Source organism: Bradyrhizobium sp. CIAT3101 (assembly GCF_029714945.1).
GTDB lineage: Bacteria > Pseudomonadota > Alphaproteobacteria > Rhizobiales > Xanthobacteraceae > Bradyrhizobium.
On record NZ_CP121634.1, the window covers coordinates 7,906,778 to 7,922,413 of the forward strand.

Sequence of the window (15,636 nt, forward strand, 5' to 3'; positions counted from 1 at the left end):
CCGCTTCCCTGGTCCGGGCGTGGCGCCTAATATACCGCAGCCGGAGATGAACCCGACATGAAAATGACGGCGAGGCTTTTGCGTAAATCATGACAAATCCGAAAGAAATCACGCTCCCGCAACCGGCCCCGCGCCGCCTCGCCTGCTCCCGATGCGGCGCCGAATTCGGCTGCGATCTCTCGGGCGAGTGCTGGTGCGCCGAGGAGACGGCAAAGCTGCCGATGCCGGTGAAGGGCGAGGATTGCCTGTGCCGGGAGTGTCTGCGGAAGGCGGCGGGGGCGACAGTATCGTAGGGTGGGCAAAGCGAAGCGTGCCCACCATTTTCATTGCGTGGGCACGGCGCTCTGCGCCTTTGCCCACCCTACGAAGTCTACACAGCAAACCCCGGCGACTTCCGCGCCATGCCGTCGAACGCATCGAGCAGCTTCTCGCGCCAGGCATAGACGGGATCATCGGCCTCGATCAGCTTGAACGGGCTCACCACGCGCGCCCACTGGAAGCCGCCGAACACGATGTAGTCGGCATAGTTCGGCGCGGCGCCGCCGAGATAGGCTTGCGTCTTGAACGTCTGCCGCATGATCTCCAGCGATTTGCGGAACGCGACGACACCGCTGTCGCGGCTCGCCATGATCTCTTCCAGCCTCTTGCCGCCGAAACGAGCCTCGCGCGATTGGCGAAAATAGGCGGCATCGACCTCGGCGAGATTGTTCGGGATGTCGGCGATGATCAGCGGAAAGATGCCGCCGACGATGGCGATGTCGCCCCAGGCATTGATCATGCGCGCCATGGCGCGCCCGCCCTCGCCGCCGAACAGCGATGGGCGATCGGGGAAATTGTCTTCGAGATAGTTCGCGATCGCCCAGGAATCGACCACGGGCTTGTCGTGATGCAGCAGCACCGGAACCTTCTCCGAGCCGTGCGGCGCGATCATGCTCTTCTCGGTGAAGCGCCAAGGCAGCGAGTCCGCCGTCAGCCCCTTGTGCGCGAGCGCCATCCGCGTGCGCCAGCAATAGGGACTGAAGGGGCGCGAGGCGTCGGTGCCGACGAGTTCGAAGAGCTTGAGCGACATGGTGGTGTTCCGTCATTGCGAGCGCAGCGAAGCAATCCAGTCTGCCGCTGCGGAGACATTCTGGATTGCTTCGCTTGCGCTCGCAATGACGTTGTGGCGTCACCGCCCGTGGGTTCGCAGCCACCTTTCGCCGTCTTCCGTCACCGCGATGATCAGGCCGATGCCGGGCAGCGTCTCGCGCGCGACGAAGCCGCGATCGGCGGCGTCCTCCCAGATGGTGAGGCGCGGGCACGAGGTCTTCCAGGTCGAGATCACCTCGGCATAGGCGCGCGGCTCGCGCGCGATCCATTCGACGAAGTCCAGCACCAGCGGGTCGGCGGTCTCGCTCATTGCAAACCTCCCTTGTCGAAGGCAGCCAGCACCGGCGTGCGAAGCAGGAGCCAGCCACCATAGGCGATGTAATAGCAGGCGATGGTGGTGATCAGCTTGTTCGACCAGGCGATGAATTGCTGATCGGTCATGGCTTCGAGAATGCGCCGCGCCAGCGAGGTGCCGATCATCGAGGCTGCAATGGCGATACCGGCGAGGACGGGATCGAGCGTCGCGGCCTGGTCGATGATTCCGCCGAAATAGATCAGCTTGGTGAAATGGCTGACGAGCTGGCACATCGCCTTGGTCGCCACCTTCTCGCGCCGGCCGAAATCGCCGCCGAGAAAGAAGGTGTCGAGCAGCGGACCGGAGACGCCGGTCATCAGCATCAGGCCCATGCAGATCGTGCCGTAGACGGTGCCCTGCCAGAGGCGGTCCGGATCGGGCTTGATATTCGTCGGCAGCAGCCGCGCCATGAACGGCGTGGCACCGAGCATCAGGAGCGCCATCGGCTTGTCCGGCACGTAGCGGGTGAGCGACCAGGCCGCCAGCGCGATGGCCGCGCCGACCATGTAGTTCGCGACCGGCCGCCAGCGGATATGGGCGCGCCACAGCAGCGCGCGCCAGCCGTTGGAAGCCATCTGCGTGATCGCGTGCAGCACCATCGCGGTCGGCAGCGGCATCAGCGCCAGCAGCACGCCGATCAGGATCAGCCCGCCCGCCATGCCGAACAACCCCGACAGGAACGCCGTGGCGACCATCAGCAATCCGAGGGCAGCGATCATGATGGGCGTCACGCGAGGGGTCTCCTATTGGAATGGTCAGGGACGCAGACTGCTCAATCCCCTTCGCCCCGTTTGGGGGAGAAGCGAAGAAGGGCGCCTCCGGCTCAAATCAGCATGAATTACGCTGATATTTGTGCCTCGCTTGCTCCGTTCGGGCAAACTGAGTTATCTTGCCCTGGCATCAGCTTTCCTGAGGGTCCTTCGGTTGCGGCGGCTGCTCTTTCTCAACGGCATCAAGGCATTCGAGGCGGCGGCGCGGACCGGCAGCTTCGCCGCGGCCGGCGTCGAGCTGAGCGTGTCGGCGGCCGCCGTCAGCCGCATGGTGCATCTGCTGGAAGAGCGGCTCGGCGTCGCGCTGTTCGAGCGCAAGGCCAACAAGCTCGTGCTGACGCAGGCGGGCCGCGCCTATCAGAGCGGCCTGACGCCGATCTTCGACGCGCTCGCCAGCCTCACCGCACAGGTGACGGCGCCCTCCGGCGTTCGCGTGCTCACCATCGGAGTCGGACATACGTTCGCGATGCGCTGGCTGATCCCGCGGCTGTCGGAGTTTCGCAGCGAGGAGCCCGACATCGAGGTGCGCTTCACCACCGGCGGCGCCGAGGTGCCGTTCGGCGAGGATTGGAGCTGTGGCATCAAGCTTGGCACCGGCGACTGGCCAGGGCTCGTCGCCGAGCCGCTGTTCGCCGGCGACCTCACGCCGGTCTGCGTGCCGCGCCTCGCCTCCGGCCTGAAACGCCCGGCCGATCTCAAAGGCCCGAGCCTGATCCGCGTCACCCATTCAACCGAGGACTGGCCGATCTGGCTGAAAGCCGCGGGCCTGCCCCGCATCAATGCGCGCGGGCCGGAGTTCCAGTTCTATGGCCAGGCGCTCCAGGCCGCCGCCGACGGGCTCGGCATCGCCATGGGCATCCGGCCCTATATCGACGACGATCTCGCCGCCGGACGCCTGATCGCGCCGTTCGACCTCTCGGTGCCAAAAGGCATGCGCTGGTACCTGCTCTACCGCAGCTTTCAGACCGAACAGCGCGATTTTGCCGCGTTCCGCCGCTGGATCATGCGTTCCGCAGCGGAACCCGCAGCCCGGCCGCGCCGGTCGAGCCGCGCCGCCGGACGGGGCTAGATTCTTGTTTTGACGCGTTTTCTTTACGCGAACCGGTATCCACTTCGCTCGAAAACGCTCTGGCCCATCACCCGATCGGGTGAAAAAGCCGGCCGCGTGTGAACGGCTTCACATTTCGAAATCCGCAAACGTGGTCCTCTAACCCTCCGACAAGAGAGCATTTGGGGACTACCTATGACGACCCTTTACGACGGCTTTGACATCGAATCCTTCGAAGCTGGCAAGGGACTGTGGCACGCCCGGATCCGGCGCGCCGATTTCAGCCCGGTTGCCATCGACGGTGTGCTGTTTCCGGCCATGGAAGTCGGCTTCGCCTGGCCCGATCCCGACGCCGCGATCGCGGACGCCAAGCATCACATCGATCGCTTCCGCCGACGCGCCGACGACATCGACGACGAATAGACCTGTCGAACGACAGCGAGGCGCCACAGGGGGACACCGGTTGATGTCGGTCATCGATTTCGAAGACGGTCCGCGGCCGCGGATTTATTCGCGCAAGGTGCTGGCGATATGCCCGGAATGTAACGGCGATCTCACGGTCCTCCGTGTGATCGGCGGCCGCGCCGGGTGCGAGTACTGGACCATGCGCTGCACCGATTGCGGCGGGATCCATCTCGACATCCTCGAGCCGCGCCTGACGGTCGTGGACGGCGACGGACCGCTGCCGGCGGCATAGTCGCGCCCCTGCTGCCAACCTGCTGTCAGCAGCCTGCGTGTGGACGGGTATTCGCCCTTTTCTGAGGGGCGGACTCGTCCCATATTCGGGGCATGGCGAAGAAAGCTGCTCCCCCAAAATCCCCGAAATCCAAGACTGCCAACAAGGCGCCGAACTCGAAGGCACATCGACCCGATGTGCAGCCGATCGGGCCGGCCCTGGCCGAATTGCTCAATCCCGCGATCAATCGCGGCGATGCCGGGCTGGGATCGGGCACCGGGCTGCAACCGCCGCCGGACAATTCGCGCGACCGTCGCTCCGGCGGCGAGGCCGCCGCGCATCGGGCGCGGGCCTCGACGCCGAAGGAGTTTCCGCAGGATCGGCCGATGCCGCTGCGGCCCAATCCGCAACCGCCCGGAACTCGCGATGCGGGCTTCGACGAGGCGCCGCAGGCCAATTACGGAACGGCGGCCACGATCCCGACGCTCGATCCGGAACTGGCGCGGCAGCTCGGCCTTCCCACCGAAGAGGACGATGCCGAAGCGCTGGCGCGTCCGCCGCGCACCAAGATGGAGGCGCTCGGCGTCAAGGCCACCGCAGATGCGCTGGAATCGCTGATCCGCGAGGGCCGGCCGGAGTTCCGCAAGGATGACGGCTCCACCAAGGTGTGGACCCCGCACCGGCCGCCGCGCCCGGAGAAGTCCGAAGGCGGTGTGCGCTTCGAGATCAAGTCGCCCTACCAGCCGCGCGGCGACCAGCCGACCGCGATCGCGGAGCTCGTCGAGGGCATCCAGCGCAACGACCGTTCGCAGGTGCTGCTCGGCGTCACCGGCTCCGGCAAGACCTACACCATGGCCAAGGTGATCGAGGCGACGCAGCGGCCGGCCATTATCCTGGCGCCGAACAAGACGCTCGCCGCCCAGCTCTATGGCGAGTTCAAGAGCTTCTTTCCCGACAACGCGGTCGAGTATTTCGTCAGTTATTACGACTACTACCAGCCGGAAGCCTACGTTCCGCGCACCGACACCTATATCGAGAAGGACTCGTCCATCAACGAGCAGATCGACCGCATGCGCCACTCGGCGACGCGCGCGCTGCTCGAACGCGACGACGTCATCATCGTCGCGTCCGTGTCCTGCATCTACGGTATCGGCTCGGTCGAAACCTACACCGCGATGACCTTCGCGCTGAAGAAGGGCGAGCGCATCGACCAGCGCCAGCTGATCGCCGATCTCGTCGCGCTCCAGTACAAGCGCACGCAGGCCGATTTCACCCGCGGTACCTTTCGCGTGCGGGGCGACGTCATCGACATCTTCCCGGCGCACTATGAAGACCGCGCCTGGCGCGTGAATCTGTTCGGCGACACCATCGAGAATATCGAGGAATTCGATCCGCTCACCGGCCACAAGCAGGACGAGCTCGAATTCATCAAGATGTACGCCAACTCGCACTATGTAACGCCGCGCCCGACGCTGGTGCAGGCGATCAAGTCGATCAAATCGGAGCTGAAGCAGCGGCTCGACCAGCTGAACAATCAGGGTCGCCTGCTGGAAGCGCAGCGGCTGGAGCAGCGCACCACCTTCGACCTCGAGATGATGGAAGCGACGGGAAGCTGCGCCGGCATCGAGAACTATTCGCGCTATCTCACCGGGCGCCTGCCCGGCGAGCCGCCGCCGACGCTGTTCGAATACGTCCCCGACAACGCGCTGGTGTTCGCCGACGAAAGCCACGTCACCGTGCCGCAGATCGGCGGCATGTTCCGCGGCGACTTCCGCCGCAAGGCGACGCTGGCCGAATACGGTTTCCGCCTGCCCTCCTGCATGGACAACCGCCCGCTCCGCTTCGAGGAATGGGACATGATGCGGCCGCAGACGGTCGCGGTGTCGGCGACACCCGGCGGCTGGGAGCTGAACGAGAGCGGCGGCGTATTCGTCGAGCAGGTCATCCGCCCGACGGGGCTCATTGATCCCCCGGTGAACATTCGCCCGGCCCGCACCCAGGTCGACGATCTCGTCGGCGAGGTGCGCGCCACCGCGCAGGCCGGCTACCGCTCGCTGATCACCGTGCTGACCAAGCGCATGGCGGAGGACCTCACCGAATATCTGCATGAGCAGGGCATTCGCGTCCGCTACATGCACTCGGACATCGACACCATCGAGCGCATCGAGATCATTCGCGACCTCCGGCTCGGCGCCTTCGACGCGCTGGTCGGCATCAACCTCTTGCGCGAAGGCCTCGACATTCCCGAATGCGCGCTGGTCGCCATTCTCGACGCCGACAAGGAAGGTTTTCTGCGCAGCGAGACCTCGCTGATCCAGACCATCGGCCGCGCCGCGCGCAACGTCGACGGCCAGGTGATCCTCTATGCCGACCAGATGACGGGCTCGATGGAGCGCGCCATCGCCGAGACCAACCGCCGCCGCGAAAAGCAGGTCGAATACAACACCGCCAACGGCATCACGCCGGAGAGCGTGAAGAAGCAGATCGGCGACATCCTCAACTCCGTCTACGAGCGCGACCACGTGCTGGTCGAGGTCGGCGGCCACGACATGACCGACGACGTCATCTCGATCGGCCACAATTTCGAAGCCGTGCTCGCCGATCTGGAGACGCGGATGCGCGAGGCCGCCGCCGATCTGAACTTCGAGGAGGCCGCGCGCCTGCGCGACGAGGTCAAGCGCCTGCGCGCCACCGAGCTCGCGGTCGTCGACGATCCCACCGCGAAACAGCGCACCGTCGCCGGCAAGGCCGGCGCCTATGCCGGCACCAGGAAGTACGGCGACGCCGCCAACCTCCCCGTCAGTGCGATGAAGAAGAAGACCGTGAGCTCCGCGCTGAAGGCCAGCGGCGGTGGCAGCAGCAGCGGCTCGAAGGTCCACAAGCCGCATCTCGACGAGATGCACGGCCCGGAATCCCTGCCCTACCGCGAGAAACAGACGCTGCCGTCAAAGCCGTTCGGAAGCACCAGCCGGATCATCCAGCCGACGGACTCACGGCAGTCCGGGCCGGAGTTCGGGCCGGCGCCGAAGTCGACGGGCGGGATGCCGGGGCGGCGGGGTGGGTGGAAGAAGAGGTAGGCGACTGCATATCGTCCGCACTTGTCGTGACCATGGATTCTCAGATGCGCAATTGCGCATCATAGCTCGCCGGTGTGCGCCGCTCCGGAAATGACGTGGCGGATTGAGGCTCCTCACCCCACGCTCGCCGTCACCACCGCCATCACGGACAGCAGCAGCACGATGGTCACGAGCTGGAGCGAGGCGACCGGGTGGGTGCGCCATTCGGTGATCTTGTCGGAGAGCGACAGGGTGCCATCGAAGAAACTTGGCTCGTAGAGAGTCTTGAACAGGGCCGGGAAGATCGGCCCGAGCGTGACCGCGATGGTCGCATGAACCAGCGAGGCGAAGGCGACGAAGATGGCGACGCCGGGGTCGCCGACGAGGTCGTGATTGCCGCACAGCTTGAGCAGCAGCGCGGCGGCGGCGAAGGTCGGGAAGCTCTGCAGGATCGCGGTCAGCGCAAAGCCCTCGAGCGCGTTGCGCAGGCGGGACTTTCGCGCAGCGGCGGTGACGGCCATGGCACGTCTCCCTGATGACATGCGGATAATGTTAGCCGCGATGTCAAAAGCGAGATGTGAGCTGGCTCACGCGGTGCCGGGGCCCGCGGCGTGAAGCCGGCTGAAGGAACTCAGAGCTGGCGGAAGAAGACGAGATAGATGGCGAGGCCAATCGTCGAGAACGACAGCAAGACGCTGAGCCAATTGTATTTGACGCCCTGCGAACGGGACGCGTTTCCCACGAAAGCGACGACGCAATAGAGGAACACGATTGCGACGACGACGACGCCCCACAAGGACTTCCCGACGTCCATCGTTCCCTCGCCCGACTCAACCCCAGCGTTTGCGGCTGGAATTTACCATCGGCACGACCTGGACAGAAGGCCGCCGGTGCGAGGTTTTTCGGCGTCTCTACAGCTTGCCCTGCCCGTTCACCTGGCTCTGCTGTTGCTGCTGCTTGTCCTGCTCGTTGGCGCGGTGGCGGCCGTAGAGGCAGCCGGCGGCAGCGCCGAGCACGCCATGATGGCCGGCATAATGGCCGGCGACGCCGCCGACCACGGCGCCTTTGATGCAGCCCTTGGCGTTGGCGGCGGAGCTCGCGCCTAGCATGAGCAGCGCGGCAGTGACGGCGATGAGCGGGGATTTCATGATCGATGTCTCCGGATACGGTGTCGCCGTCTCAACGAGCGTGGGCCGCTCCGGGTTCCAGCGCTCGCCACGCGGCAACGATTGAAATTCGTGCATGCGGATGCAAGCGCAATCCGCCATTGAATGGTGTGAACCCACGTACATTGCAGCGTGACCAATCGCTCGGTAGCCCGGTGTTTTCGCGGATTGATGGACCCGCGCGCCGGGCCATAGCGTTCCTCAATCCGTGGCCAATGAAGGCTGGAGCAGCATGACGGTTGAAAAGTTGAACAGGCAACGCGTGCTGCATCTGCTCGATAATTTTGCGCGCGGCGACATCGAGGCGGCGCTGTCGTGCTGCACCGACGACGTCGACTTCCTCACCCACGCGCCGATCGACGTGCTGCCGCATATGGGCCCGCGCCACGGCAAGGCCGAGCTGCGCGAGCTTTGGCAGACGGTGTGGTCGCGCTATTCCGAGATCCGCTACAAGGCGCCGCACGTCGTCGCCGACGGCGACGATGTCGCGACCTACCTGCACACCTATTTCACCAAGCGCAGCAACGGCCGCATCGTGCAGTTCGACATGGCGGTGTTTTATACCTTCCGGAACGGACAGATCGCGCAGATCCGAGAGATCATCGATTCCTACGATCTGGTGCAGCAGGTGCTGGAGCGGGAGATCGGGCCGCTGATCACGCGGGCGGGGGTGGACGACATCGAGTACTGGGCACCGCCTCGCGCTTGAACCTCCCTCACCGCTTCCCCGACTTATTCCTCGGGGCGTCATGCACGCCGGCTCTGGTGATGTTTGCCGATGAAAGTCGCGTTGCTTGCAATCTTGGGGCTGTTCCTGGGGGCGTTGGGGGGAGCCGCGCTCGGCGTCGGCGCCGGACTCGCCTGGGTCGAGATCGCACAGACCACCAGCTTCGAAGGCTATAGCGGCATGCTGGTGTTCCTCACCTTCATGCCAGTGGGGGCTGCGATCGGCGGGATCGGCGGCGCCGCTCTCTTCGCCATGATGGCTATGCGCGACGATGCCATCGCGATCGAGCGGGAACCGGCACGCGGCCACGACTGATCGAACTCCGGTAAGATTACGGGGTTCTATTGTAAATCTCACACTTGGCGCTCACTTGTGCATTGCAAAAACGTGAATTGCGTTTTGGCCGAAATCCCGTATTTGTTCGCATACAAATGAGTTGACCGGCCCCGGGGCACATTGCGGTGCATGGGGTTGTTTTCCGTTTTTCTACAAACCCAGCGTCAGGACTGCCCAAAATGACAGAGCACAGCCTCTGGCGTTTCTCGCGTGCGTTGCACCGCGCGATCAACGACCGGCATTTCGAGGACATCGAGGCCCTGATCGACGAGGACGTCGAATGGGCGATCTATGGCCCGATCGACATGTTTCCGTTCCTGGGCGCGCGCCAGGGCAAGGCGGCCGTGCTCCAGGTCATCCGCCAGCTCGCCGACAATTTCCACGTCCGCCGCTTCGAGCGCGAGAGCATCATGCTGGGCGTCGATTCCGCCTCCTCGATGCTGCGCTATTCGCTCACGGCACTTGATTCCGACAAGCCGATCAGCTTGCGCGTCGCGCAGTTCGCCCAGTTCAGGGCGGACCGGCTCATCAGCATGCGCGTGCTGATCGACACCTTCGACCTGGTCGAGCAGGCACTCGGCCGCGCCATTCATCTGCCGAAGATGACCAGCGTCGGCTGAGGGGGACACCAACGGGCTCCGCAATTCGGGACCGATCGATTGATGCTTCCGCGACCTTGTCCTGGCCACCAGCCCCGCCGGATGCCGTCGTGGAAATGCTCGTCATCGGGCGCGCGCTTGCTCGCGCGGCCCGTTGGTTCGTTATTCTGAAGGCCCGGGCAGCTTCCAAACTGTCGCGGCATGCGCCATAATTTCGCAACGTTAGCGCCGCATCCTGTGCGCGAACTGGGCTTGCGGGCAAGGCAATGGAATTCACGACAGGTTTTGGCTGGACCCGGCTGCCGCTGGCGGCCGCGTTCATTTTCGGCTCTGTGCTGACGGCCCCGGCGCAAATCATCCCGCCCTTCTCCCCTCCCCCCGCTGCGACGGCGCCCGACGAGGAGGACGAGGTCGCGGAAGCCCCCAACGTCAATGACACCGACGTGCTCAAGGGCATCGACGTCGACAAGCTCGACTGGAGCCAGCTCGCCATCGACGCCGGCACGCTCAACGATATCATCGCCGCCAAGAAGCGCGCGCAGGCCGCCGCCAATAACGGCATGAACTGGTCGACCAACGCCAACGCCAACGGCTCCTCGGCCGTGACCGTGAAGCAGTCGGTGTCGTCGTTCTGGGACACCCGCGTCGGCGCCGACATGACGGTGGCGAAAGAGCCGACCACGATGTCGGAGCTGATGGCGCAGAAGGCCGCCAATGGCGGCAACCTGCCGCAATCCTCCGGCAGTGCCTGGGCCGCCGCGACCGCACCCGGCGCGGGCGCGGTCTGGGACAAGACCGCGGTGGAAGCGCGCGTCGATCCCGGCGCCGAGCAGAGCAAGCTCGGCGCATCGCTGACCAAATCGGTGCCGCTGTCGGGCGATTATTCGCTGACGCTCCAGAACGGCTACAGCGTCAACCAGCAGGGCACGACGGCGCTGCCCGGCGTCGGCGGCCACATCACCCGAAACTACGAGACCGATCAGTCAGCCAAGGTGACCATTACCGACACCGGCACCAGCATTACCGCCGGCCAGACCATGTCCACCACCGACGACAAATGGCTGCGCAAGGTCGGCGCCGAGCAGAAGCTGTTCGACAACGTCACCGTGTCCGGCTCGGTCGGCGAAACCTCGCAAGGCGCGATCAACAAGAGCCTGACCGCGGGCTTCAAGAAGAGCTGGTGAGCTTTCTTAGGAATCCCGTAACCATACGCCACGGCAAAACCCCCGAATGGTCCGCCCTTGCCGCATCTCGGCCCCTTTGCGGTCAAAATCGGACGCCCTGATGCACCGGCCTGACACATATCGTCGTGCGGGGGACACTCGCGCTGCGCTCAACGCGAACAGGGGAATAACGATGAACGCCATGCGTCCGGAAAAGACCGAGACCACCACCGCCGAGACCGAGACGGTCGACACCAACCTCGCTGCCGTGACGGAAGTCGAAGCCGGCATCCGCGATTTCGTCCGCAACGACATCGCCTATCTGCGCCGGCCGGCCGCGGCCACCACGACCGACGCGCCGCCGCTCGATCCGAGCGCGGAGGCCACCGTCACCAACGTCAACTCGCTGATCCAGCGCGTCGCCGGCACCTCGCTTGCCGAGATCGAGAATCTGATCTCCGAGCTCGAGAGCCTGCGCGACCTGCTTCATGCCGAAGGCCAGCGCGTCCAGCGCGAGATCTCGGGCTACGCCCAGCTCAGCCAGGCCGCGATGAAGTCGACCCGCATGATCGCCGACAACGTCGCCCAGTGGAAGCGCGCCGCCGACGGCCTGCGCAACAGCTGATCGCACGTACCAAGCATCACCAGCCGCCGCGCTCCGGAAGGGGCGCGGCGGTTTTGATTCTGGAAACGTGAGGAGCGTGCACACGCTTCACACGAAAGGCGTCATCACCCGCCTTGTGCGCAATTGCGCACTGGGGCGGGTGATCCAGTATTCCAGAGACAACAGTGACTGAACCGAGAAGCCGCGGCGTACCGGATGCCCCGGTCGAGCCAGCGGTTTGAACCCACCGCCCATCCCCGCCGACCAATGCCTAGCGCCCGCAGCCTTGCGGCCGGGCCTCGGGGACATCTCAAATGGAAAGCATTCGGCCCGATAACACGGACCCGATACCGCTGCGGCCCGCGCCGAACCAGTTCGGGACCATCATGCTGCGCTTTATCGGGCTGCTGGCGGTTGCGATCGCGATCTTGGCGTTCGTCTATAGCCGCTGAGAGCGGAGGCCGTATCGCGGCCCCACGCGGAGGCCACTTCGCGGCCCCGCGGAGTTAACGAGTGCTTAACGGCTCGCGTCGACCGTGGAGGCTTCCAGGGTGTAGGCGCCGTCGGCGTAGCCCTTCACCACCATGCCGGCGATCAGCATCACGGCCAGCGTCGCGGTAGCGAAGATAAATCCGACCAGCTTGAGTGCGCCGCGGTCTGCCATTGTTCTCGTCCCCTGTACTCTGCCCAGTTTGTTCAAATAGACAGCGACAGGTTCATAATTGGTTAGCAACTCGATGGTTCCGGTTAACTGCTTCGCAACGACCGGCCATCTCGGACAGGCTTATGCCAGCCGCCCGGAATCGCGTCCATAGCGCGCGGGCAACACCTGCGCGCTGATTTCTGCGCGCTGATTTCGGCCGTTCATTCTGGAACTGGTCTAAGCGCCCTTCCGCATCGGCACGAAGGCCGAAGCGGTGATGGAATAGACCTCTTCGCCACGCTGGTTGGTTCCTGTGGTGCGGGCGGTCAGGATGCCCCAGCCGGGACGCGAGGCGGAGCTACGCTTGTCGATGACGACGCTGGAATAGCTGATGGTGTCGCCGGCCAGTACCGGCTTGATCCAGCGCAGGTCGCGAAAGCCCGGTGACGGCCCCCACACCGCAACCTCCTCGCCGCGCGCCACAGCCTCCCGCGCCAGGCGCTGGCCGTCGGCGACAAGCAGGCTCATGCAGGCCGAGCCGACATGCCAGCCGGACGCAGCTAACCCGCCGAACAGCGAGTTCTTGCCCTCCTCCTCGTCGAGGTGGAAGCGCTGCGGATCGAACTTCGCGGCAAAGGTCTTGATGGAGTCCGCCGTGAAATTGTAGCTGCCGATGTCGCGGCGATGGCCGATCTCGATGTCTTCGAAGAACCGCATCAGACCGCTCCCGCGCGCCGCTCGATCAGGATCGGCGAGGTCATCTCGCACAGCGCTTCGCCCCTGGCGTTGCGTATCGTGCATTTGAACTTGACGATGCCGAGGTTCGGCCTGCTCTTCGAAGTCCGGGCTTCCACGACGTCGACGTCGAGCGTGAGGTCGTCGCCGGGTCGAAGCGGGGACAGCCAGCGCACCTCGTCGACGCCGGGCGACCCCAGCGACGCGGCGCGCGTGATGAAACCGTCGGCCATCATCCGCATCATCAGCGAGCAGAGGTGCCAGCCCGAGCCGGACAGGCCGCGCAGCATGCTTTTGCCGGCGGCCTCCTCGTCCAGATGCATCGGTTGCGGATCGAACTCGGCGGCGAAAGCCAGGATCTCGTCGCGGGTGACATGGCGCGGGCCGAACGTTCCATACCGGCCGGTCGGGAAATCTTCGAAGGTCAGGGTCATCTTGGGAATGCTTTGCGGGAATGACAGATTGTGGCCGCACTTTGCGGCAATCTCAACCCGCCGGCCCGCATGGCTCGTGCTACATTCGGCGAGTCGGGCCGAACCAGCCTCATTGTTCGATTGGCGCGGCCGGGGGCGCGATCTGCCCGGGGGAGAGAGATGTTTTCATTCAACGATCTGTTTCAATGGGACCGCTTCATCACGCCGACGATCATCAAGACCTTCTACTGGCTGGTGATCGGCGTGATCTGCCTGTTCGGGCTTTCCGGAATCTTTGCCGGTCTCACCGCGATGGCGATCAGCCCGTTCGCCGGCTTCCTGGTCGTGCTGGAATCGATCGCGGGTGTCGTCGTCGGAATCGTGTTCTCGCGCATCGCCGCGGAATTGATCCTGATCGTGTTCCGCATCAACGAGCATCTCGGTGCGATCCGGGATCAGGGCGGCGGGGCGCGCTGAGGCGCCCCTCTCCGCGACTTACGTATTGAACCGGAAATGCATCACGTCGCCGTCGGCGACGACATATTCCTTGCCTTCGAGGCGCAGCTTGCCGGCATCGCGGGCGCCGGCTTCGCCGTTCAGCGCGACGTAGTCCTCATACGCGATCGTCTCGGCGCGGATGAAGCCCTTCTCGAAATCGGTGTGGATCACACCGGCGGCGCCCGGCGCCTTGGTACCGCGATAGATGGTCCAGGCGCGCGCTTCCTTCGGTCCGACCGTGAAATAGGTGATGAGGTCGAGCAGCGTGTAGCCGGCGCGGATCAGGCGATCGAGGCCGGCCTCTTCGAGACCCAGCGTCTCCAGGAAGTCGGTGCGCTCCTCGCGCGAGATCGTGGCGATCTCGGATTCGATCTTGGCGGAGATGACGACGGCAACCGCGCCTTCCTTGGCGGCCTGGTCCTGCACCGCCTTCGAGAACGAATTGCCGGTGGCAGCCGAACCTTCCTCGACGTTGCAGACATAGAGCACGGGCTTGGACGACAGCAGGCCGAGCATGCCGAAGGCGCGCTCTTCCTCCGCCTTGCGCTCGACGAGGCGCGCGGGCTTGCCCTCGCGCAACAGCACCAGCGTGCGGTTGACGAGGTCGAGCTGCTCCTTGGCGTCCTTGTCGTTGCCCTTGGCCTTCTTGGTGAGGTTGTCGACGCGCTTCTCGAGGCTGTCGAGGTCGGCCAGCATCAGCTCGGTCTCGATGGTCTCGATATCGGCGAGTGGCGCGATCTTGCCCTCGACATGGGTGATGTCGGAATCTTCAAAGCAGCGCACGACATGCGCGATGGCGTCGACCTCGCGGATGTTGGCGAGGAACTGGTTGCCGAGGCCTTCGCCCTTGGAGGCGCCGCGCACGAGGCCGGCGATGTCGACGAAAGTCAGCCGGGTCGGAATGATCTGCGCCGATTTGGCGATCGCCGACAGCTTGTCGAGCCGCGGATCGGGTACCGCGACCTCGCCGACATTCGGCTCGATGGTGCAGAACGGATAGTTCGCGGCCTGCGCCGCGGCCGTCTCGGTCAGCGCATTGAACAAGGTCGACTTGCCGACATTGGGCAATCCGACGATTCCGCATTTGAATCCCACGAGCGTTATTCCTTGCCGTTCTCGTCCTTGGTCAAAAATCCCTTCGCCTGCATCGCGAGATGCACCCTGTTGGCGAAGGTCGCGTCCGTGCCTTTGACGATCAGCGCGGCATGCTCGGCCACCGCATCGCAGAGCGTCGTCACCCAGTCGCTGTCGGCCTTGGCGAAGTCGGACAGCACATGGCCGTGCACCATCTCCTTGACGCCGGGATGACCGATGCCGAGCCGCACCCGGCGATACTCGTTGCCGATATGCGCGGAGATCGAGCGCAGGCCGTTATGCCCGGCGATGCCGCCGCCGATCTTCACCCGCACCTTGCCCGGCGGCAGTTCGAGCTCGTCGTGAAACACCGTGGTGTCGCCCGGCGCGATCTTGAAGAAGCTCGCCGCCTCCTGAACGCTGCGGCCGGAGTCGTTCATAAAGGTCGTCGGCTTGAGCAGGATGATGCGCTCCGTGCCGAGCGCGCCTTCCGAGGTCTCGCCCTGAAAGCGACGGCGCCATGGTGCGAAACCATGACGCCGCGCAATCTCGTCGACGGCCATGAAGCCGATATTGTGCCGGTTACGTGCGTATTTCGCGCCGGGATTGCCGAGCCCAACAAAGAGTCGCATGACGCGGCGCGCCCCTCAGCCAGCACGCGGTCAGCGACCGCGCGCCAGCTTC

General features: G+C 64.8%; 23 protein-coding genes. 12 read left to right on the plus strand and 11 right to left on the minus strand.

Features of this window, described 5'->3' with window-relative positions; all coding sequences use genetic code 11:
* Window positions 1–89: 89 nt before the first annotated feature.
* The gene (locus QA645_RS36900; protein WP_283046056.1) at window positions 90–293 is read left to right on the plus strand and encodes a cysteine-rich CWC family protein; all 204 of its coding nucleotides are present in this window, start codon (window positions 90–92) and stop codon (window positions 291–293) included.
* A gap of 77 nt (window positions 294–370) precedes the next feature.
* On the opposite strand, the gene QA645_RS36905 is transcribed toward QA645_RS36900, so the two are convergent.
* The 3 genes from QA645_RS36905 to QA645_RS36915 form a co-directional block, all read right to left on the minus strand.
* Window positions 371–1,069, minus strand: a complete 699-nt coding sequence (locus tag QA645_RS36905; RefSeq protein WP_283046057.1) for a glutathione S-transferase family protein — start codon at window positions 1,067–1,069, stop codon at window positions 371–373.
* Between the two features lie 99 nt (window positions 1,070–1,168).
* Window positions 1,169–1,399, minus strand: a complete 231-nt coding sequence (locus QA645_RS36910; RefSeq protein ID WP_283046058.1) for a hypothetical protein — start codon at window positions 1,397–1,399, stop codon at window positions 1,169–1,171.
* Window positions 1,396–2,175: a sulfite exporter TauE/SafE family protein gene (locus QA645_RS36915; RefSeq protein WP_254134344.1), complete on the minus strand. Its 780-nt coding sequence runs from the start codon at window positions 2,173–2,175 to the stop codon at window positions 1,396–1,398. The genes QA645_RS36910 and QA645_RS36915 overlap by 4 nt, the downstream gene beginning before the upstream one ends.
* A gap of 193 nt (window positions 2,176–2,368) precedes the next feature.
* On the opposite strand from QA645_RS36915, the gene QA645_RS36920 reads away from it, so the two are divergent.
* The 4 genes from QA645_RS36920 to uvrB all read left to right on the plus strand — a co-directional run bounded on the left by QA645_RS36920 (window position 2,369) and on the right by uvrB (window position 7,015).
* Window positions 2,369–3,283: a LysR substrate-binding domain-containing protein gene (locus QA645_RS36920; protein WP_254134345.1), complete on the plus strand. Its 915-nt coding sequence runs from the start codon at window positions 2,369–2,371 to the stop codon at window positions 3,281–3,283.
* A gap of 174 nt (window positions 3,284–3,457) precedes the next feature.
* The gene (locus QA645_RS36925; protein WP_254134346.1) at window positions 3,458–3,685 is read left to right on the plus strand and encodes a hypothetical protein; all 228 of its coding nucleotides are present in this window, start codon (window positions 3,458–3,460) and stop codon (window positions 3,683–3,685) included.
* Window positions 3,686–3,728: 43 nt separating this feature from the next.
* The gene (locus QA645_RS36930; RefSeq protein ID WP_254134347.1) at window positions 3,729–3,959 is read left to right on the plus strand and encodes a hypothetical protein; all 231 of its coding nucleotides are present in this window, start codon (window positions 3,729–3,731) and stop codon (window positions 3,957–3,959) included.
* A gap of 92 nt (window positions 3,960–4,051) precedes the next feature.
* Window positions 4,052–7,015 (plus strand): excinuclease ABC subunit UvrB, encoded by a 2,964-nt coding sequence (uvrB, locus tag QA645_RS36935; RefSeq protein WP_283046059.1) that lies wholly within the window; start codon window positions 4,052–4,054, stop codon window positions 7,013–7,015.
* A gap of 113 nt (window positions 7,016–7,128) precedes the next feature.
* On the opposite strand, the gene QA645_RS36940 is transcribed toward uvrB, so the two are convergent.
* The 3 genes from QA645_RS36940 to QA645_RS36950 form a co-directional block, all read right to left on the minus strand.
* Window positions 7,129–7,515 (minus strand): hypothetical protein, encoded by a 387-nt coding sequence (locus QA645_RS36940; RefSeq protein WP_254134350.1) that lies wholly within the window; start codon window positions 7,513–7,515, stop codon window positions 7,129–7,131.
* Window positions 7,516–7,625: 110 nt separating this feature from the next.
* The gene (locus tag QA645_RS36945) at window positions 7,626–7,808 is read right to left on the minus strand and encodes a hypothetical protein (RefSeq protein ID WP_283046060.1); all 183 of its coding nucleotides are present in this window, start codon (window positions 7,806–7,808) and stop codon (window positions 7,626–7,628) included.
* Window positions 7,809–7,905: 97 nt separating this feature from the next.
* Window positions 7,906–8,142, minus strand: a complete 237-nt coding sequence (locus tag QA645_RS36950; protein ID WP_283046061.1) for a hypothetical protein — start codon at window positions 8,140–8,142, stop codon at window positions 7,906–7,908.
* 250 nt (window positions 8,143–8,392) lie between these two features.
* Here QA645_RS36950 and QA645_RS36955 point away from each other — a divergent pair, with 250 nt between their 5' ends.
* From QA645_RS36955 to QA645_RS36980, 6 genes are all read left to right on the plus strand, one after another.
* On the plus strand, window positions 8,393–8,869 hold the full coding sequence (locus QA645_RS36955; protein WP_283046062.1) for a nuclear transport factor 2 family protein: 477 nt from the start codon (window positions 8,393–8,395) through the stop codon (window positions 8,867–8,869).
* A gap of 69 nt (window positions 8,870–8,938) precedes the next feature.
* Window positions 8,939–9,202, plus strand: a complete 264-nt coding sequence (locus QA645_RS36960; RefSeq protein ID WP_254134354.1) for a hypothetical protein — start codon at window positions 8,939–8,941, stop codon at window positions 9,200–9,202.
* A 200-nt stretch (window positions 9,203–9,402) separates the two neighbouring features.
* Window positions 9,403–9,843, plus strand: coding sequence for a nuclear transport factor 2 family protein (locus QA645_RS36965; protein WP_254134355.1), 441 nt, complete (start codon window positions 9,403–9,405; stop codon window positions 9,841–9,843).
* Window positions 9,844–10,088: 245 nt separating this feature from the next.
* Window positions 10,089–11,006, plus strand: coding sequence for a hypothetical protein (locus QA645_RS36970; RefSeq protein WP_283046063.1), 918 nt, complete (start codon window positions 10,089–10,091; stop codon window positions 11,004–11,006).
* Window positions 11,007–11,178: 172 nt separating this feature from the next.
* Window positions 11,179–11,610, plus strand: a complete 432-nt coding sequence (locus tag QA645_RS36975) for a hypothetical protein (RefSeq protein WP_254134357.1) — start codon at window positions 11,179–11,181, stop codon at window positions 11,608–11,610.
* A 293-nt stretch (window positions 11,611–11,903) separates the two neighbouring features.
* Window positions 11,904–12,041 carry a hypothetical protein gene (locus QA645_RS36980; RefSeq protein WP_254134358.1) on the plus strand — a complete coding sequence of 46 codons (138 nt, stop codon included), beginning with the start codon at window positions 11,904–11,906 and terminating at the stop codon, window positions 12,039–12,041.
* A 65-nt stretch (window positions 12,042–12,106) separates the two neighbouring features.
* Here the strand turns inward: QA645_RS36980 and QA645_RS36985 are convergent, their stop codons facing one another.
* The 3 genes from QA645_RS36985 to QA645_RS36995 form a co-directional block, all read right to left on the minus strand.
* Complete coding sequence (locus QA645_RS36985; protein ID WP_283046064.1) at window positions 12,107–12,253, minus strand: hypothetical protein; 147 nt, start codon at window positions 12,251–12,253, stop codon at window positions 12,107–12,109.
* Between the two features lie 216 nt (window positions 12,254–12,469).
* Entirely contained in the window at window positions 12,470–12,949 is a 480-nt protein-coding gene (locus tag QA645_RS36990) for a MaoC family dehydratase (protein ID WP_283046065.1), read from the minus strand.
* A complete protein-coding gene (locus QA645_RS36995; protein WP_283046066.1) occupies window positions 12,949–13,401 on the minus strand; it encodes a MaoC family dehydratase in 453 nt (150 codons plus the stop codon). The genes QA645_RS36990 and QA645_RS36995 overlap by 1 nt, the downstream gene beginning before the upstream one ends.
* A 159-nt stretch (window positions 13,402–13,560) precedes the next feature.
* Here QA645_RS36995 and QA645_RS37000 point away from each other — a divergent pair, with 159 nt between their 5' ends.
* Window positions 13,561–13,857: a DUF4282 domain-containing protein gene (locus QA645_RS37000; RefSeq protein WP_254134361.1), complete on the plus strand. Its 297-nt coding sequence runs from the start codon at window positions 13,561–13,563 to the stop codon at window positions 13,855–13,857.
* A gap of 18 nt (window positions 13,858–13,875) precedes the next feature.
* On the opposite strand, the gene ychF is transcribed toward QA645_RS37000, so the two are convergent.
* Together ychF and pth are read right to left on the minus strand one after the other, a co-directional pair.
* Entirely contained in the window at window positions 13,876–14,973 is a 1,098-nt protein-coding gene (gene ychF / locus QA645_RS37005) for a redox-regulated ATPase YchF (protein WP_254134362.1), read from the minus strand.
* Between the two features lie 5 nt (window positions 14,974–14,978).
* Window positions 14,979–15,584 carry an aminoacyl-tRNA hydrolase gene (gene pth / locus QA645_RS37010; RefSeq protein WP_283046067.1) on the minus strand — a complete coding sequence of 202 codons (606 nt, stop codon included), beginning with the start codon at window positions 15,582–15,584 and terminating at the stop codon, window positions 14,979–14,981.
* Window positions 15,585–15,636 lie beyond the last annotated feature (52 nt).

Excerpts from the sequence above, each read along its gene's own strand:
- QA645_RS36900 (WP_283046056.1), top strand. The coding sequence starts at position 90 with ATGACAAATCCGAAAGAAATCACGCTCCCGCAACCGGCCCCGCGCCGC.
- QA645_RS36985 (WP_283046064.1), bottom strand. The coding sequence starts at position 12,253 with ATGGCAGACCGCGGCGCACTCAAGCTGGTCGGATTTATCTTCGCTACC.
- QA645_RS37000 (WP_254134361.1), top strand. The coding sequence starts at position 13,561 with ATGTTTTCATTCAACGATCTGTTTCAATGGGACCGCTTCATCACGCCG.
- QA645_RS36995 (WP_283046066.1), bottom strand. The coding sequence starts at position 13,401 with ATGACCCTGACCTTCGAAGATTTCCCGACCGGCCGGTATGGAACGTTC.
- QA645_RS36905 (WP_283046057.1), bottom strand. The coding sequence starts at position 1,069 with ATGTCGCTCAAGCTCTTCGAACTCGTCGGCACCGACGCCTCGCGCCCC.
- QA645_RS36960 (WP_254134354.1), top strand. The coding sequence starts at position 8,939 with ATGAAAGTCGCGTTGCTTGCAATCTTGGGGCTGTTCCTGGGGGCGTTG.
- QA645_RS36930 (WP_254134347.1), top strand. The coding sequence starts at position 3,729 with ATGTCGGTCATCGATTTCGAAGACGGTCCGCGGCCGCGGATTTATTCG.
- QA645_RS36950 (WP_283046061.1), bottom strand. The coding sequence starts at position 8,142 with ATGAAATCCCCGCTCATCGCCGTCACTGCCGCGCTGCTCATGCTAGGC.
- QA645_RS36965 (WP_254134355.1), top strand. The coding sequence starts at position 9,403 with ATGACAGAGCACAGCCTCTGGCGTTTCTCGCGTGCGTTGCACCGCGCG.
- QA645_RS36940 (WP_254134350.1), bottom strand. The coding sequence starts at position 7,515 with ATGGCCGTCACCGCCGCTGCGCGAAAGTCCCGCCTGCGCAACGCGCTC.
- QA645_RS36980 (WP_254134358.1), top strand. The coding sequence starts at position 11,904 with ATGGAAAGCATTCGGCCCGATAACACGGACCCGATACCGCTGCGGCCC.
- QA645_RS36990 (WP_283046065.1), bottom strand. The coding sequence starts at position 12,949 with ATGCGGTTCTTCGAAGACATCGAGATCGGCCATCGCCGCGACATCGGC.
- pth (WP_283046067.1), bottom strand. The coding sequence starts at position 15,584 with ATGCGACTCTTTGTTGGGCTCGGCAATCCCGGCGCGAAATACGCACGT.
- QA645_RS36970 (WP_283046063.1), top strand. The coding sequence starts at position 10,089 with ATGGAATTCACGACAGGTTTTGGCTGGACCCGGCTGCCGCTGGCGGCC.
- QA645_RS36975 (WP_254134357.1), top strand. The coding sequence starts at position 11,179 with ATGAACGCCATGCGTCCGGAAAAGACCGAGACCACCACCGCCGAGACC.
- QA645_RS36955 (WP_283046062.1), top strand. The coding sequence starts at position 8,393 with ATGACGGTTGAAAAGTTGAACAGGCAACGCGTGCTGCATCTGCTCGAT.
- QA645_RS36925 (WP_254134346.1), top strand. The coding sequence starts at position 3,458 with ATGACGACCCTTTACGACGGCTTTGACATCGAATCCTTCGAAGCTGGC.
- QA645_RS36910 (WP_283046058.1), bottom strand. The coding sequence starts at position 1,399 with ATGAGCGAGACCGCCGACCCGCTGGTGCTGGACTTCGTCGAATGGATC.
- uvrB (WP_283046059.1), top strand. The coding sequence starts at position 4,052 with ATGGCGAAGAAAGCTGCTCCCCCAAAATCCCCGAAATCCAAGACTGCC.
- QA645_RS36945 (WP_283046060.1), bottom strand. The coding sequence starts at position 7,808 with ATGGACGTCGGGAAGTCCTTGTGGGGCGTCGTCGTCGTCGCAATCGTG.